The sequence below is a fragment of the Mesorhizobium sp. P3_A10 genome, assembly GCF_056403175.1.
The window spans coordinates 240,136-255,750 of the sequence record NZ_JBFUFZ010000002.1 but is presented as its reverse complement, the minus strand read 5'-3'; the positions used below and the strand labels follow the sequence as shown (position 1 = coordinate 255,750).

Here is a 15,615-nt window from a genome sequence, read left to right as displayed (position 1 = left end):
CAGTAGGGCAGTAGGGCAGTAGGGCAGTAGGGCAGTAGGTATGCGCTCGCTCCGAGCCATCATTTTCTCCTACTGCCCTATTTGCCTTATTCCCTTCCCTCTAAGCCCTCGACAACAGCCTGCGCATGATGAGCGAAGCATGGCCGCCGACGCCGTGCGCGGCCGCCCGCTTCTCCACCACCTGAAATCCGTGTTTGCGGTAGAAGGCGATGGCCCGGTCGTTGCCCTCGATCACTTCCAGCGCGATGCTCGCAATGCCCGCATGGGCGGCAAGCACCGCGTGCAGCATGTCGGCCGCCAGGCCGGTGCCGAATTCGCCGGGGTCGATGTGAAGCCGGTCGAGCATGACGTCGCCCTTGTCGTCCATCGCCGCCATCGCGTAGCCGGCGATCGAGCCGTCGGGCCGTTCCGCCACGAAGGACATCTTGTTGTCGTCGCGCAACTCCGCCGCCAGCCGCTCTGGCGCGTGCCTGTCATCCGACAGCCGCGCCGTGGTCTCGGCGCCCAGGATCGACGAGTAGGTCCGGCGCCAGGATCCGCCCAGGAGCCGCGAGGCCCGCGCCACATCCTGTTCGGTCATCGCCCTGATCTGCGTCATCGCCTGCTCCTGTTCCGGATTGTCTCGAAATTCACCGCCTCAGGCACGGGCTTGCCGGCAAGACGGAGGCCGGCGAAGACAGGGCGAGGGCAGCCAGGCCCTTACCGATCAATCGTCGTCATGACGCGTTCGTTGTAGCGCGGCCCGGCGACCTTGCCTGGCGCCAGCGCGATGTCGAGCGCCAGCATTTCGATGGCATCGAGTTCGATCGTGGCTGCCGCGATGTTTTCCTCGAGATAGGTTCTGCGCTTGGTGCCGGGGATCGGCACGATGTCGATGCCGAAGTCCGATCCCTTGTTCAGCAGCCAGGCCAGCGCGATCTGCCCCGGCTTGACACCCTTCGCCGCCGCGATGTCGCGCACCTTGGTGGCCGCCGTGACATTGGCGTCGTAATTGGCGCCCTGATAGCGCGGGTCGCCGCGCCGGAAATCGCCCTCGGGATAGTCCTCGGCGCGCTTGACGTCACCGGCGAGAAAGCCGCGACCGAGCGGCGCGAACGGCACCAGGCCGATGCCGAGTTGCTTGAGCAGCGGAATGATCTCGGGCTCCAGATTGCGCTCCCACAGCGAATATTCGCTCTGCACCGCCGACACCGGATGCACGGCATGCGCCCGGCCTATGTTTGTTGCACCTGCCTCTGACAGGTCGAAAAAGCGCACCTTGCCCTCGGTCACCAGCTGCCCAACCGTACCGGCGACGTCCTCCATAGGCACATCAGGGTCGACGCGGTGCTGGTAGAGAAGGTCGATATGGTCGGTCGCAAGCCGCTTGAGCGAGGCGTCCACCACCTCCCTGATATGCTCGGGCCGGCTGTCGCGCCCGGTGCCGACCTGCTTGCCGTCTTTGATCAGGAAGCCAAATTTGGTGGCGATCGTCACCTGGTCGCGCGGGCCTTTCAGCGCCCTGCCAAGCAATTCCTCGTTGATGAAGGGGCCGTAGACCTCGGCCGTGTCGAGGAAGGTGCAGCCGAGTTCGACGGCGCGGTGCAGCGTGGCGATCGATTCCGCTTCGTCGGCCGGGCCGTAGGACTGGCTCATGCCCATGCAGCCGAGGCCGATCGCTGATACCTGCAGCCCCTGGCTGCCAAGTTTGCGTGTGCTCAAGGTCATTGGTGATGGTCTCCGGGGAGCGAATTGGAACCTATATAGGACGCACACTCAGTTTCTACAGCCGCCAATCCCTTTGCGGCCATTTGATTCTGATCAAGGCCGGTTCGTGCCAAGGCGCCTATCTCGTCGCCTGTCTTGGGAAGGACGCAAGGCGGGCGGGTGGTTCGGGCCGAACCGAAAAAGCTGAAAACAGCTTCGGCGTGAACCACCCGCAAACCTTCATTGCTTGCGCGCAGATGTGCCCGACGGGGCGATTCTGGGTAGCGCGATTGCCCCGAAAATTGACAGAACACCCGCTCTCGGCCATCCTTATACGCCGCTTGTCCCGCGGCTGCGTGTGTACGAGCAAGTCATGGCCAGTTCCGCCACCAGCCAGAATTCCAAGCGTGCCGCGGTGCGCAAGGCGCTCGACCGCCACAAGGTCTACATCACCGCGCAGAGCTTTTCCGGCGGCGCCTACTCGGCCCGGGTGCTCGTCAATGGCGAGGCCTACTGGGTCGACGAATTCCGGCTCAGCCAGTTGCAGGGCGGCTTGTCGCCCGCCGAGCTCGAATTGACGCCGGCCACCGACGATTGAGCAGCCGCCGCATCCCGCCTAGCATGCGGACATGACCACTCCACCGAAACTCAGGGCCTATCGCGCCAAGCGCGAATTCACCAGGACACCGGAGCCGGCGGGTGGGCTGGCGGATGGCGACGGCAATCGCTTCGTCGTCCACAAGCACCACGCCACCGCCGATCATTATGATTTGCGCCTGCAGGTCGGCGACGTCCTGAAAAGCTGGGCGGTGCCGCGCGGTCCCTCGCTCAACCCGGCCGACAAAAGGCTGGCGGTCGAGACCGAGGACCATCCGCTCGAATATATCGACTTCGAGGGCGTCATCCCCGAAGGCGAGTATGGCGGCGGGCCGATGATCGTCTGGGACACCGGCACCTGGGCGCCGATGGACGATGTCGACAAAAGCCTGCGCACCGGCGCCTTCAAGTTTCGTCTGGCCGGCGAAAAGCTCAATGGCGGCTGGATGCTGACGCGGCTGAAACCCAAGCCCGGCGAGGACCAGAACAAGAAGAACTGGCTGCTGTTCAAGGAGCGCGACCTCGCCGCCGACACCGCGCTCGACATCCTTGCCGCACGGCCGGAAAGCGTCAAAACCGGCAGGCGCATCGAGGAACTGGTCGCGCCACCAAAACCGTCTGCCAAACCCGCCAAACCGGTGGCGCTGAAGCCCGCTGCGTTGCCCGGCGCGGTCAAGGCGGCGGCGCCTGCCCGCATCGAGCCGCAGCTGGCGACGCAAATCGCCAAGCCGCCGGGCGGCGACGATCCGGGGGACCGCACAGGCGAAGTCTGGCTGCACGAAATAAAATTCGACGGCTACCGCACCATGGCTCATGTCGCCGACGGGGAGGTGAAGCTGATCACCCGTGGCGGCATCGACTGGACGAAGCGCTATGGCGATCTACCGCATGCCTTCGCCAAACTGCCGTGCAGCGATGCCATCATCGACGGCGAGATCATGGTGCTCGACGCCAAGGGCATCAGCCGCTTCGCGCTGCTGCAGGACGCATTGGCCGCAGGCGCCGGCAACAAGCTGCATTTCTACGCCTTCGACCTGCTTCATCTCGACGGCTGGGACCTGAGAAAGGCGCCGCTCGTCAGGCGCAAGGCGCTGCTCGCGCAACTGCTGTCGGGCCTTGGCGCCAACTCCGCCATCCAGTTCTCCGACCATGTCGAAGGCAGCGGGCAGGGGCTGTATGACCAGGCCTCCGAGTTGGGTCTGGAAGGCGTCGTCTCCAAGCGGGCGACCGCGACCTACCAGAGCGGCCGCAGCAAGAGCTGGACCAAGACCAAGGCGCTGCAGAAGGGCGATTTCGTCATCGCCGGCTATACCACCTCAGATGCGGCCGAAGGGTTGGCAGCGCTCGGCATGGCGGAATTCGCCGATGGCGAACTGCACTATCGCGGCAAGGTCGGCACCGGCTTCGACCGCGATACGGCGGAGGATTTGCTCGCCCGGCTGGAGCCGCTGACATCAGGCGCGTCCGCGCCCGAAGGGGTGCCACGCGAAATCATGCGTGAGATGCACTGGGTGAAGCCGCTGTTTTCGGCGCGCATCCACTATGCCAACCGCACCGCCGACAACGCGCTGCGCCATGGCGTGTTTCGCGGCTTGCGCGATGTCGGCCTGTCGACGCCGGTCGCGCCAAAACGCAAGCGGCTGATCGCCGAGGCCGATCTCGCCACCATCTGGGTGACCAATCCGGAGCGGCGGCTATTCGGCAAGACCGGACCGACCAAGCTCGATATCGCCGTTTACTACGCGCTGGTCGGCGACTTTATGCTGCCGCACATTCTGGGACGTCCGGTGTCGCTGGTGCGCTGCCCGACCGGCCTGCCAAAGGACTGTTTCTTCCAGCGCCATGCCTTCACCGGCATGCCGCCTTCGGTGGTGACTTTTGAAGCCACGAATTCCGAAGGCGAAACCAAATCCTATCTGTCGGTCGAGGGGGCAAAAGGCTATCTGGCGCTGGCGCAGTTCGGCGTCGTCGAATTCCACACCTGGGGCACGCATCGCTTGAGCCTCGACAAGCCCGACCAGATCGTCTTCGACCTCGACCCGGGCGAGAGCATTGCCTGGCGCGAAGTGGTCGAGGCCGCGGTGCATATTCGCAGCGAGCTGGAAGCGCTCGGCCTGGTGCCGTTCGCCAAGACCTCGGGCGGCTCGGGTATCCACATCACCGTGCCGGTGACGCAAAAGCAGAATTGGAAGAAACTGCATCAGGCGACCAGCGCCATCTCCACGCGCCTGGCGGCAAGCGCGCCCGACACCTTCACCACCACCATGGGCAAGGACAACCGCAAGCGGCGCATCTTCATCGACTATCACCGCAACGCGCGCGGCCACACATCGGCGGCTCCCTACTCGCTGCGCGCCCGCACCAATTTGCCGGCCTCGACCCCGGTGAGTTGGAGCGATCTGGAGAGCATCGATGCGCCGCAGGATTTGAATTACTCCTCGCTGCCAGGATTGCTCGCGACGTCAGGGGATCCCTGGGCAGATATCGAGGATTTCGCGCGGGATTTGCCGGCCCTGCAGAACTAGGTTTCCTCGCCCCCACAAAGTGGGGGAGAGGTGGCCGCGAAGCGGACGGAGAGGGGGCTGCGCTACCGGATGGAGGGGATTCGCTTGAACCTGCGCGCGGATAGGCTTGCGCCAATTCCCCCTCTCCGTCTCGGCTTCGCCGAGCCACCTCTCCCCCGCTTTGCGGGGGCGAGGAACGCAACTCCATCGACGCTTCCGACAATTTGAATTATTCTCTGCCACCGGGCCTTCCGGCGACCCACCGCGCTCCCATGGAAGATTTCGCTAGGGATTTGCCGGTATTGTCGGCAGGCATGTAGGATTTCCGCAGCGCCGCACGTCCTTCGGACGAAAGACAGCTGCAGCCGTTTGCGTAGGAGAGAGTTTCATGGCGCCCAGGGCAAGTTGGAAAGGTTACCTCAAGCTCAGCCTCGTCAGCTGTCCGGTCCGGCTCTATCCGGCAACGACGACCAGCGAGCGCATCAGCTTCAACCAATTGCACAAGAAGACCCACAACCGCATCAACATGAAGCCTGTCGATCCCGAACTCGGGCTGGTCGAGCGCTCGGACCTGGTCAAGGGTTACGAGTACGAGGACAAGCAGTACATCATCATCGATGATGCCGACCTCGACGCGGTGCGCATAGAATCCAACCACACGATGAACATCGAGGCCTTTGTCGACGAGGGCGAGGTTGACGTCATCTACCAGGACGCGCCCTACTATCTGGCGCCGGACGGCGCCATGGCCGAAGAGACCTTCGCCGTGCTGCGCGAGGCCATGCGCAAATCCGGCAAGCTGGCGATCGCCCGCCTCGTCCTGTCCAGCCGCGAGCGCGTGGTGACCATCGGCGCGCGCGAAAACGGCATGTTCGTCTGCACCTTGAGGAACCCAAACGAAGTGCGTGGCACGGCTGAATATTTCGGCAACATCCCGGCCGGCAAACCCGACGCCGAAATGCTGCAATTGGCCGAAGCGCTGATCAAGCAGAAGGAAACCACCTTCGATCCGAAGAACTACGAGGACCGCTACGAGATCGCGCTGATGGCGATGATCCGCGAGAAGCTCAAGGGCCACAAGCCGATCATTGCGGCGGCACCCGAGCGCGGCAATGTCATCAACCTCATGGATGCGCTGAAGGCGAGCCTGTCGCAGTCGGCGAAGCCGCCGGCTAAGTCGAAGAGCAAGGCCGATGACGAGGCGAAGCCTGCCGCCAAGGCCAAGGCCGCTTCTAAGGAAAATCCGCTCAAGGCCAACCTGCTCAAGGCCGTCGGCAAGAGCAAAGGGTGACGGCGCCCACTGCTATAGTCACACCCGGTGCCGTCTTCGGCACCATCGGCGCGCTGGCGGCGTTTCCGCTGCGGCTCGCCGCGCGCGAGGTCGAGCGCCGGCACGGCCAGTTGCGGCGCGGCGTCACCAGGCGCACCAGCCATGTCGTGTTCGGGCGATCGCTGCTCGCCAAGGCCGGCATGGCGAAGGTCGGCGATGTCGAGATCGAGCGCCGTGTCTCGGCCGAGCGCGCCGCTGGGAGAATACTTCTTAGCGAGAACGGCTTCCTGCGCCTGCTCGGCTTGATGAAGACGCCGGAGGCGTCTTCGCTGTCCAGGCAGTCGCTGATCGACCAGTCGAAACTGTCAGGCGCCGATCTCGACCTGCTCAGCCTGTTCGACGCTTTCGAGCATGATTCAGAACCCTACTCCTTCCGCGACCTGATCCTCGCCCGCAAATATGCCGGGCTGGTCGCCGGCGGCGCTTCATGGGGCGCGATCGCGCGCTCCGTGCATCGCTCCGGCCCGGTCGCCTCGCTCACCGCCAAGTCGCTCAATGTCGGCTCGGCTTTCGGGCGCGCCGACGCGATCTATCTCGAAGGTGGCCAGAGCGAACTCGACGGGCAATTGCTGTTCGATTTGGGAACGCCGGATGACGACACGCTGGAAGACCTGTTCGCCGACGCGGAAGCGGCGGAAGAGCAGGGCGACCACGATCAGGCGGCGGTGCTCTACCAGCGCTGCCTCGCCATCGACCCGAGCGATGCCATCGCCGCCTTCAACCGCGCCAACTGCCTGCGCGGCGCCGGCCGCGTCAGCGAGGCCGCGCACGACTATGCCCGCGCGATAAAACTCGACCCCGCCTTCGTCGAGGCCTGGTTCAACCTCGCCGGGCTGATGAGCGACGAGGGCAAGGTGGCTTCCGCCCGCCGGCATTTGCAAAAGGCCATCGCGCTCGACAAGACCTATGCCGATCCGGTGTTCAACCTCGCCCGGCTCGAATTCGACGCCGGCAATCTGCCCGAGGCCCGCCGGCGCTGGGTGCGCTACCTCGAACTCGACGCCGACTCCGAATGGGCGCGCATGGCGGCCAAGGGGATACAGTTCGTCGATTTGCAGGCGGCGCGGACGGCGGGGTGACGATGGCTGGCGAAGGCCGAAATGACGGCCAATCTCCCCCCTTGTGGGGGAGATGTCCGGCAGGACAGAGGGGGGCGCTGTCCCGCCGACCGATCGGCCCGTTTCAGAGCGCATTGTTTCGCGGAGATTCGACCGAAGGCCTGTGTTCCTTCACGCCCCCCTCTGCCCTGCCGGGCATCTCCCCCACGAGGGGGGAGATCGGCAGCGTGGCCGTCGCGCGAAAGGCCACCCCATGACCACCTTCCTCTTCGACGGCGACGACACCGCCCTCGTCACCATCCTGCTCGCTCATGGCGCTGGTGCGTCGATGGACTCGCCCTCGATGACCGCCACCGCCAAGGCGCTCGCCACTGCCGGCTTCCAGGTCGCGCGGTTCGAATTCCATTACATGGCCGCCCGCCGCTACGGCCAACGCAAGCCGCCGCCGCGCGCCGAGACGGTGAACCCGGAATACATTAAGGCAATCGCCGATCTCAGGGCGAAAGGCGTGAAGGGCCCGCTCCTCATCGGCGGCAAGTCGATGGGCGGGCGCGTCGCCTCGATGGTCGCCGACGAGATGTTTGCCAAGGGCGAGATTTCGGGCCTCATCTGTCTCGGCTATCCCTTCCATCCGCCGGCAAAGCCGACACAACTCAGGACAAAACATCTCGCTGATCTCAAGACGCCGACCCTGATCTTCCAGGGCACGCGCGACGAATTCGGCACCAAGGACGAGGTTGCGACCTACGGGCTCTCCGACAAGATCGAAGTTGTCTGGCTGGAGGACGGCGACCACGATTTGAAACCGCGCAAGAGCGTGTCGGGCTTTTCGACGGCGGATCATCTAAAGACGGTTGCGGAGACGATAAAAGCCAAGCTGGCGCGGCCATCGGCTTCGTCATCCTAGGGCGGAGCAAGGAGCGAAGCGACGCGCGCAGACCCTAGGATCCATGCCGTGACTTTCGAGCGCAGCAACCGAGCAGAATTCTGCCCCGCCGCGTTCCATCGCAGGCGTCGCGGCATGGATCCTCGGGTCAAGCCCGAGGATGACGAAGCGAAAGGCGCGCCCGGTATTCTCAAATGAAGATCGCCAGCTTCAACATCAACAACATCAACAGCCGGCTCGAAAACCTGCTGGCGTGGCTGGCGGTGGCCAAGCCCGACATTGTCTGCCTGCAGGAACTCAAGGCGCGTGACACGCAGTTTCCGCGCTCGGCCCTTGCGGCCGCCGGTTATGGCGCGGTGTGGAAGGGCGAGCCGACCTGGAACGGCGTCGCTATTCTCGCGCGGAGTTCGGAGCCGGTGCTGACGGCGGACGCGCTGCCCGGCGACGAGGCCGACAGGCAAAGCCGGTACATCGAGGCAGCGGTCAACGGCATTGTCGTCGCCTGTCTCTATGCGCCGAACGGCAACCCGCAGCCCGGCCCGAAATTCCAGTACAAGCTCGCCTGGCACGAAAGGCTGGAGGCGCATGCCGGGCAGCTGTTCGACACCGGTCTGCCGGTAGCGCTGGTCGGCGACTACAACATCGTGCCCGAGCCGCGCGACATCTACGCCACCCGCTCCTACGACGACAACGCGCTGGTGCAGCCGGAGAGCCGGGCATCCTTCGCTCGCCTGCTCGAGCAAGGCTGGCTTGATGCGCTGCGCAAGAAGCATCCGAAGGAGACGCTCTACACATTCTGGGACTATCGCCGCAACCGCTGGCCGCGCGATGCCGGGCTGCGGCTCGATCACATCCTGCTGTCGAAAAAGCTGGCCCGCCGCCTCACTGCCGCCGGCATCGATCGCGATGTTCGCGGGCAAGACGGCGCCAGCGACCACGCGCCGGTGTGGGTGGAGTTGAGGTAGATAGAGCGAAAGGGCGCTTTGCGCGGCGGCCGCGTGATGTCAGCCACTTTCGCTCACGGCATTTTGCGCTATTTGTTGCGATGCTAATCTCGGGTGCGGCGGGCCGCATGATGAGCGAAGTGCGCGGCGCCGAGGGGGGAGAGCCCGATGGACAGGTTGGCCGAAAGGCTGTTTGCGCTTCCCCTGCTGGCGGCCGCCCTGGCCTGCCTGGTTCGCGCGTATTTGCTGTTGGGCGATAGAGATTTCAGCTGGAGCGGGATCGTCCACATGCTGCATGGTCCGGCCACGCTGTGGCCGGTGGTGTTCCTGGCGGTCGGCGGGCTTTGCCTGCTTGGCGCCTTGTTGTTCTGGGCCGGGCTGCTGCCTGGTCGCCCAAACAAGCCTACTGGAGCGCCGCTTTTTGGCCGCGACGCCGAGATCGACTCCAAGGGTCGCCCCGGCTTGCGGCGCGCCTTCCTGATGTTGCCGGTAATTGCCGTGCTGGCGCTTCTGGCCGACCACTTCCCTTGGGCGCGTGACGCCGGCTCGGGCGAAGTGGCTGCACCGAGCGAGCCCAAGGCCAATGAACCCAAGGATGTCGCCAGCGCCTCGCCGGCGCCGGAACCGGCGACCCCACCGGCTCCGCCAATCTCGCCGCCCGTCGCCGCCCTGGCACCGCCGCTAACTGTCCCGCCACCCGAGTTGGCTGCCCCACCGCCCGAACTGGCCGCCAAACCGCCGGAACCGTCTCAGCCGGCGCCATTGCCTGCCCAGCCACCTGTGGCGCCCGCAGCACCCACGCCGCCACCGGAGGTCGCGCTTGCCCCGCCGGTCTCGCCGCCCGAGCCGGCGCCGCCAGCAACCGTAGCGCCATTGCCGCCATCCGCGCCGGCACTGCCGACACAACCCGACGGCCACCGCGATGCCGTCGTCTGGCTGGCGGTGGCGCCCGATGGGCACTCGATCATGAGCGCCAGCACCGATCACATGATCAAGCTCTGGGACATCGACGGCAAGCGGCTGATCCGCAACCTCGGCGTCCACAAGGACATGGCGCGCACGGCGCTGTTCATGCCCGATGGCGCCAGCGCGCTGACCGCCGGCGACGACGGCGAGATCGTGCTGCGAAAACTCGCCGACGGCACGGTGCTGCATGTCTTCTCGTCGGGTGAGAATGGCGGCGTCAGGAACCTGGCGATCAGCCCGGACGGCAAGCTTGCCGTCAGCGGCCACGACACCGGCGCCGTGATCGTGTGGGATATCGACAAGGGCAGTGTGCTGCATGTGCTGCCGGGCCATGACTGGTCGGTCAGCGCCGTCGCCGTTTCGCCTGACGGCACGCACGCCATCTCGGGCAGCATCGACGGCGAGTTGAAGCTCTGGGACATCGTTTCAGGCAAGCAATTGCGCAGCTGGCACGGCCATGAGCAAGGCACCTATGGCGCCGTCTTTACCGCCGACGGCCACCATGTGGTGACCGGCAGCGGCGACTACACGATCAAGCTCTGGGATCTCGACACCTTTAGGGAAGTGCGCCGCTTCGAGGGCCATTCCGGTACCGTCTACGAAATCGCGTTATCCCCCGACGGCAAGCGCCTGGCTTCGGTCTCGCTCGACGGCACGGCGCGGCTCTGGAACATGGACACCGGCGCCGAGATCGCCGAGTTCGATCCCGGTACCGGGCCGCTTTATTCGGTCGCCTTCGCCCCCGACGGCACGCTGCTCACCGGCGGCTACGACCGCACCATCAGGGATTGGCCGGCAAACGGCGGCGATGGCGTGGTGCTCTTTGCCGGCGCGCCGGAGTAGTGCGACATTCAACGCAGCGGATATTCCAGAGCAGCGCGGCTTACGCTAAGGACTACTGGTGGCTGCAAATGGATCGCCAAACTTGAGAAACAATGACTGGCCGCCCGAAGCGGATACAACTGTTTACAGTCCGCCCGCGCCGCGTCGTCGACGGGTCCTTCCCATCGTCCTGATAGTGCTGGTCGCCTGTATTCTGTTTTGGCCTGCGCGGAATTATTATGTGCAGTCGTCGGCCGCACAAAAGGGCGCAGCGGCCTCCCAAGCAAAGGATTATGCCGAGGCATTCCGTCAATGGAAGATCATGGCGGACGACGGAAACATCGATGCCCGAAACAATATCGGTCTGATGTATTGGACAGGCCAAGGTGTTGCTCGAAATGACGCGCTGGCGGTCGATCTTTGGCGCAAGACGGCCGAGGCAGGGAATGCGAAAGGCGCGGCCGGGTTAGCCCAGGCCTACTACGACGGCAGAGGCGTCGCGCAAGACTACGTATTGGCCTTCAATTGGGCACGCAAGGCAGCTGACAAAGGGGAAGTAGGTAGCCAATATTTACTGGGTGTTCTGTATTCTCAGGGCCAGGGACTCCCAAGGAGTGACGAGCAAGCTCTCTACTGGTGGCGCAAGGCGGCTGACCAAGGAAACGCGGCGGCGGCTTTCTGTCTCGGACGTGCCTACTATCTTGGCCAAGGCGTCAAGAAGGACGATCAGCTCGCCGTGATGTGGGTGCGAAAGGCGGTCGACCAGGGTGAGCCGAACGCCCAGGCTATGCTGGGCACCTTGTATTCGCGGGGCCATGGCGTTGGTCAGGATGACCGTCTGGCATTCGAATGGTGGATGAAGGCCGCCACCGCCGGTCTGGCCGATGCGCAATACGCGGTGGCGGCTGGTTATGGGCAGGGAAAAGGCATCGCCAGGGATGACGGCCAAGCATTTGCGTGGATGAACAAGGCTGCCAACCAGGGCTATGTGTTCGCTCAGTCGAATCTGGGCGGATACTATTCGATGGGCCAAGGCGTGGCGAAGAGCCACGAGCAGGCGATCTATTGGTGGAGCAAGGCCGCGCAAGCAGGGAATGCCGAAGCCGGTGCCAATCTCGCCCGGGCGTATTCCCTCGGCGAAGGCGTCGGGCGGGACGATGCGTTGGCCGCGACTTGGGCACAAAAGGCTTCCGACGGCGGAAACGCCGACGCTCAGTACTTGCTTGGCATCCTTTATACTCAGGGCCGCGGCCTCGCGCAGAACAGTGATCTGGCCTTCCAATGGTGGATGAAGGCCGCACTCAAAGGCCATGTGGGAGCGCAGTACAATGTCGGGATCGTGTATCGGGACGGGCAGGGCGTCGGGAAGGACGAGAGGCAGGCATTAGACTGGCTGAGCAAGGCGGCCGACAAGGGCAATGACCTTGCGCAGTTCGCTCTCGGTGCAATGTATTGGGATGGTACCGGAACGACGAAGGACGCCGTTCTGGCGGCAAGCCTCTGGCGCAAGGCTGCCGATCAGGGCAATGCCTTCGCGCAGAAAGCGCTCGGCACAGCCTATTCCGAGGGCGTCGGCGTTCCACAAAGTGGTGCCGAGGCGGCGGCATGGTGGCTCAAGGCGGCGCGACAGGGAAATGTCGATGCCCAGCTCAGCTTTTCCTACGCCTCTGCCAACGGAATAGGCATTGCAAGAGACGACAAGGCTGCTGAGTCCTGGTGGCTGGAAGCTGCAAAGGCTGGCAGTGTCGATGCCGAGCTCAGTTTGGGCACGCTCTATTATCGTGGTATCGATGGGAAGCCCAACTACAAGGAAGCTGCCAAATGGTTCTTCAAGGCGGCGGGGCACGGCAATTCCAGCGCCAAGACCTATCTCGAACTGATGAAGGAAAACGGTCAGCTCGACAGCAAGATGCTGTGAGCCGAGTGCCCAAGCAACGCTGGCGAAATCAGCCAGCTTCCTCTTGCGGGGGAGATGCCCGTCAGGGCAGAGGTGACGGAACACCAACCGAGCCGCCCCATGACCGATTTCCACGTCGTCGAAGCCTCGATCTCCGACCTGCGCCAAGCCCTGGAAGCCGGCACCGTCACCAGCGTCGAGCTGGTCGGCGCCTATCTCAGGCGCATCGCGCACTACGACCGCCATGGAATCGCCCTCAACGCCGTTCCCGTGCTCAATCCAAAGATGTTCGAGGGCGCGGCCGCTTCCGACCGGCGGCGCAGAAGTGGTGCCGCGCTCGGGCCGCTCGACGGCATCCCCTACACCGCCAAGGACAGCTACAAGGTGGCAGGTCTGACGGTGGCCGCCGGCTCGCCCGCCTTCGAACATCTCGTCGCCAATGAGGACGCCTTCACCATCGCCCGGCTGCGCGCCGGCGGCGCGGTGCTGATCGGCCTCACCAACATGCCACCGATGGCCAATGGCGGCATGCAGCGCGGCGTCTATGGCCGCGCCGAAAGCCCGTACAATGCCGATTACCTGACCGCCGCCTTTGCCTCGGGATCGTCCAACGGTTCGGGCACGGCGACGTCGGCGAGCTTCGCCGCCTTCGGCCTGGGCGAGGAAACCTGGTCGTCGGGCAGGGCGCCGGCCTCCAACAATGCGCTGGTCGCCTACACGCCGTCGCGCGGCGTCATTTCCGTGCGCGGCAACTGGCCGCTGGTGCCGACGATGGATGTGGTGGTGCCGCATACGCGCAGCGTGCCGGACATGCTGGAACTGCTCGACGTGATCGTCGCCGACGATGCCGAGACGAGGGGTGATTTCTGGCGCGCGCAGCCATGGCTGGCGCTACCTCCGAGCTCGGCCGTGCGGCCACCGCGCTACACCGGGCTGAAGCTGGCGGGTGCGCTCAAAGGCGTTCGGCTCGGCGTGCCCCGCATGTATATCGGCAGGGACACCGAGGCGGTCACGCCCATCGAAACCCGCGCCTCGGTGCTAGCCCTTTGGCAGAACGCCGCAAGGGACCTCGAGCGGCTGGGCGCCACGGTGGTCGAGGTCGAGTTTCCCGTCGTGTCCAACTACGAGCGCGACCGGCCGGGCACAAAAACCATGGTCGAGCGCGGACTGGTGCCGGAAGCGTTCGCCGACCGGGAAATCTGGGATCTCTGTGTCTGGGGATGGGATGATTTCCTGCACGCCAATGCCGATCCGAAAATTCCCGATCTGGCATCGGTCGACGGCCCAAAGATTTTCCCGCAACCGCCAGGCACGCTGCCGGACCGCTATATCGGCGGTTTCGATCTGGCCGAGTATGTCGAACGGGCGAAGCTCGGTGTCACCCCCTTCGTCGATATCCCGACAATGGAAGCGGGCCTGAAAGGGCTGGAGGCGACGCGGCGCATCGACTTCGAGGACTGGCTGGATGCGCAAGGGCTGGATGCCGTGGCGCTGCCGGCCGTGGCCGATGTCGGTCCGGCCGATGCCGATGTCGACGAGGCCTCCGCAGCCCTTGCCTGGCGCAACGGCACCTGGGTCGCCAACGGCAACCTGGTCTGGCGCCATCTCGGCATTCCCACCGTCACCGTGCCGATGGGCACGATGGCCGACATCGGCATGCCGGTCGGGCTAACATTTGCGGGCAAGGCCTATGACGATGTCAGGCTGCTGCAGTTCGCCGGCGATTTCGAACGCTCAGCTAAGCGTCGCATCGCGCCGCCGCGCACGCCGGAGCTGACGGACGATGTGTTTGTGCAGCGCGGTGGATTGCACGCTGGCCACGCGCCGCTTGTGCTCAAACTCGCCGCCGAAACAATACGGCAAGGAGACCAGGCCGAGATCGCCGTGACGGTCGAACTCGATGCCGCCATCGACACGCAAACCGCTGGCATCAAAGTCCACGTCAATGGTGAATCCGTCATCATGCAGCGAAGTGGCGCAAGCTTTCACGGCCGCATCCTGGTGCCAGCCGTCGAGCATGAACGAATCCACAGCGTCTGGCGCGGTGGCTACGGCTCGATCGTAACGGCGATTGTAAGACTGGAGGACGGACGGACCGCCGGTGCTTATGGGGTGATCGGCGGAATCGGGTGAGGGGACAGCTAATCTTCCCCCCTTGTGGGGGAGATGCCCGGCAGGGCAGAGGGGGGCGCGAAGGATCACGGCGTCGCGTATTTTCATTCCAGAAACTGTCGAGGTGGCAGCCTTGGTTGACTGAGAAGCAGGCGGGACAGCGCCCCCCTCTGGCCTGCCGGCCATCTCCCCACAAGGGGGAGATCAGCAGCTCCACCGCTTGACCCTCCCACCGCCCGCGCTATCTTCGCGCCATGTCAAACCTCGCTCCCCTCATCGTCATTGACCTCCAGACCGGCATGTTCGACGGCGTCGCCGAGCCGCCGATCCATGATGCTGCGGGCGTCGCCAGCCGTGTGCGGGCGGTAATGGAATGGGCGCGGCGCAAGGGCCGCAAGATCGCCTTCGTCAGGCATGACGGCCCGGCGGGCGACCCGCTGGCGCCCGGCGCGCCGGGCTGGCCGGTTTGGCCGGAGCTCGGCCAGGCTGATAACGAGCCGACCTTTTCCAAGAGCGTCGGCAACGCCTTCAGCAATGCCGCCCTAGGCGAATGGGTGGCGGGGCAAGGCGCCGGCGAAGTCGTGCTCGTCGGCGCGCAGAGCGACTTTTGCGTTGCGGCCACGGTCAAAGGCGCCTTTGCCCACGGGCTTGGCGTCACCGTGGTGTCCGACGCCCACAGCACGCTGGACAGCCCCAGTGAAGCGGCCGCGCAGATCATCGCCCGGCACAATGCTGCCTTTGCAGATGCCGGCGTGACGCTGGTGACGACAAAATTCCTGACCGGCGTTTGATCCTCGCTCTCCCGCTGTGATG

12 protein-coding genes are annotated in these 15,615 nt (G+C 64.8%); 10 read left to right on the top strand and 2 right to left on the bottom strand.

The genetic code is table 11. The features are described 5' to 3' along the window. Nucleotides 1-100: 100 nt before the first annotated feature. Nucleotides 101-598: a GNAT family N-acetyltransferase gene (locus tag AC1DXU_RS08005; protein ID WP_477366717.1), complete on the bottom strand. Its 498-nt coding sequence runs from the start codon at nt 596-598 to the stop codon at nt 101-103. Between the two features lie 101 nt (nt 599-699). Further along, on the bottom strand, nt 700-1,707 hold the full coding sequence (locus AC1DXU_RS08000) for an aldo/keto reductase (protein WP_477366714.1): 1,008 nt from the start codon (nt 1,705-1,707) through the stop codon (nt 700-702). 352 nt (nt 1,708-2,059) lie between these two features. On the opposite strand from AC1DXU_RS08000, the gene AC1DXU_RS07995 reads away from it, so the two are divergent. The 10 genes from AC1DXU_RS07995 (at nt 2,060) to AC1DXU_RS07950 (ending at nt 15,593) form a co-directional block, all read left to right on the top strand. Further along, complete coding sequence (locus tag AC1DXU_RS07995) at nt 2,060-2,284, top strand: hypothetical protein (RefSeq protein ID WP_477366711.1); 225 nt, start codon at nt 2,060-2,062, stop codon at nt 2,282-2,284. Nucleotides 2,285-2,315: 31 nt separating this feature from the next. Then, the gene (gene ligD, locus AC1DXU_RS07990) at nt 2,316-4,808 is read left to right on the top strand and encodes a DNA ligase D (RefSeq protein WP_477366708.1); all 2,493 of its coding nucleotides are present in this window, start codon (nt 2,316-2,318) and stop codon (nt 4,806-4,808) included. A gap of 367 nt (nt 4,809-5,175) precedes the next feature. Continuing rightward, entirely contained in the window at nt 5,176-6,078 is a 903-nt protein-coding gene (ku, locus tag AC1DXU_RS07985) for a non-homologous end joining protein Ku (protein ID WP_477366705.1), read from the top strand. Nucleotides 6,079-6,092: 14 nt separating this feature from the next. Continuing rightward, entirely contained in the window at nt 6,093-7,196 is a 1,104-nt protein-coding gene (locus AC1DXU_RS07980) for a tetratricopeptide repeat protein (protein WP_477368884.1), read from the top strand. 232 nt (nt 7,197-7,428) lie between these two features. Then, nucleotides 7,429-8,082: an alpha/beta hydrolase family protein gene (locus tag AC1DXU_RS07975; protein WP_477366702.1), complete on the top strand. Its 654-nt coding sequence runs from the start codon at nt 7,429-7,431 to the stop codon at nt 8,080-8,082. A 173-nt stretch (nt 8,083-8,255) separates the two neighbouring features. Further along, entirely contained in the window at nt 8,256-9,026 is a 771-nt protein-coding gene (locus tag AC1DXU_RS07970; protein WP_477316837.1) for an exodeoxyribonuclease III, read from the top strand. Between the two features lie 147 nt (nt 9,027-9,173). Beyond that, nucleotides 9,174-10,814 carry a WD40 repeat domain-containing protein gene (locus AC1DXU_RS07965; protein WP_477366699.1) on the top strand — a complete coding sequence of 547 codons (1,641 nt, stop codon included), beginning with the start codon at nt 9,174-9,176 and terminating at the stop codon, nt 10,812-10,814. A gap of 82 nt (nt 10,815-10,896) precedes the next feature. Beyond that, nucleotides 10,897-12,711 carry a tetratricopeptide repeat protein gene (locus tag AC1DXU_RS07960; RefSeq protein ID WP_477366696.1) on the top strand — a complete coding sequence of 605 codons (1,815 nt, stop codon included), beginning with the start codon at nt 10,897-10,899 and terminating at the stop codon, nt 12,709-12,711. A 99-nt stretch (nt 12,712-12,810) separates the two neighbouring features. Then, nucleotides 12,811-14,823, top strand: a complete 2,013-nt coding sequence (locus AC1DXU_RS07955) for an amidase (protein ID WP_477366693.1) — start codon at nt 12,811-12,813, stop codon at nt 14,821-14,823. Between the two features lie 233 nt (nt 14,824-15,056). Beyond that, nucleotides 15,057-15,593 carry an isochorismatase family protein gene (locus AC1DXU_RS07950; RefSeq protein WP_477366690.1) on the top strand — a complete coding sequence of 179 codons (537 nt, stop codon included), beginning with the start codon at nt 15,057-15,059 and terminating at the stop codon, nt 15,591-15,593. Nucleotides 15,594-15,615 lie beyond the last annotated feature (22 nt).

Bases quoted from the DNA above. Each gene is read 5' to 3' on its own strand.
- AC1DXU_RS07975 (WP_477366702.1), top strand. From the start codon at position 7,429: ATGACCACCTTCCTCTTCGACGGCGACGACACCGCCCTCGTCACCATC.
- ku (WP_477366705.1), top strand. From the start codon at position 5,176: ATGGCGCCCAGGGCAAGTTGGAAAGGTTACCTCAAGCTCAGCCTCGTC.
- AC1DXU_RS07995 (WP_477366711.1), top strand. From the start codon at position 2,060: ATGGCCAGTTCCGCCACCAGCCAGAATTCCAAGCGTGCCGCGGTGCGC.
- AC1DXU_RS08000 (WP_477366714.1), bottom strand. From the start codon at position 1,707: ATGACCTTGAGCACACGCAAACTTGGCAGCCAGGGGCTGCAGGTATCA.
- AC1DXU_RS08005 (WP_477366717.1), bottom strand. From the start codon at position 598: ATGACGCAGATCAGGGCGATGACCGAACAGGATGTGGCGCGGGCCTCG.
- AC1DXU_RS07955 (WP_477366693.1), top strand. From the start codon at position 12,811: ATGACCGATTTCCACGTCGTCGAAGCCTCGATCTCCGACCTGCGCCAA.
- AC1DXU_RS07965 (WP_477366699.1), top strand. From the start codon at position 9,174: ATGGACAGGTTGGCCGAAAGGCTGTTTGCGCTTCCCCTGCTGGCGGCC.
- AC1DXU_RS07970 (WP_477316837.1), top strand. From the start codon at position 8,256: ATGAAGATCGCCAGCTTCAACATCAACAACATCAACAGCCGGCTCGAA.
- AC1DXU_RS07950 (WP_477366690.1), top strand. From the start codon at position 15,057: ATGTCAAACCTCGCTCCCCTCATCGTCATTGACCTCCAGACCGGCATG.
- ligD (WP_477366708.1), top strand. From the start codon at position 2,316: ATGACCACTCCACCGAAACTCAGGGCCTATCGCGCCAAGCGCGAATTC.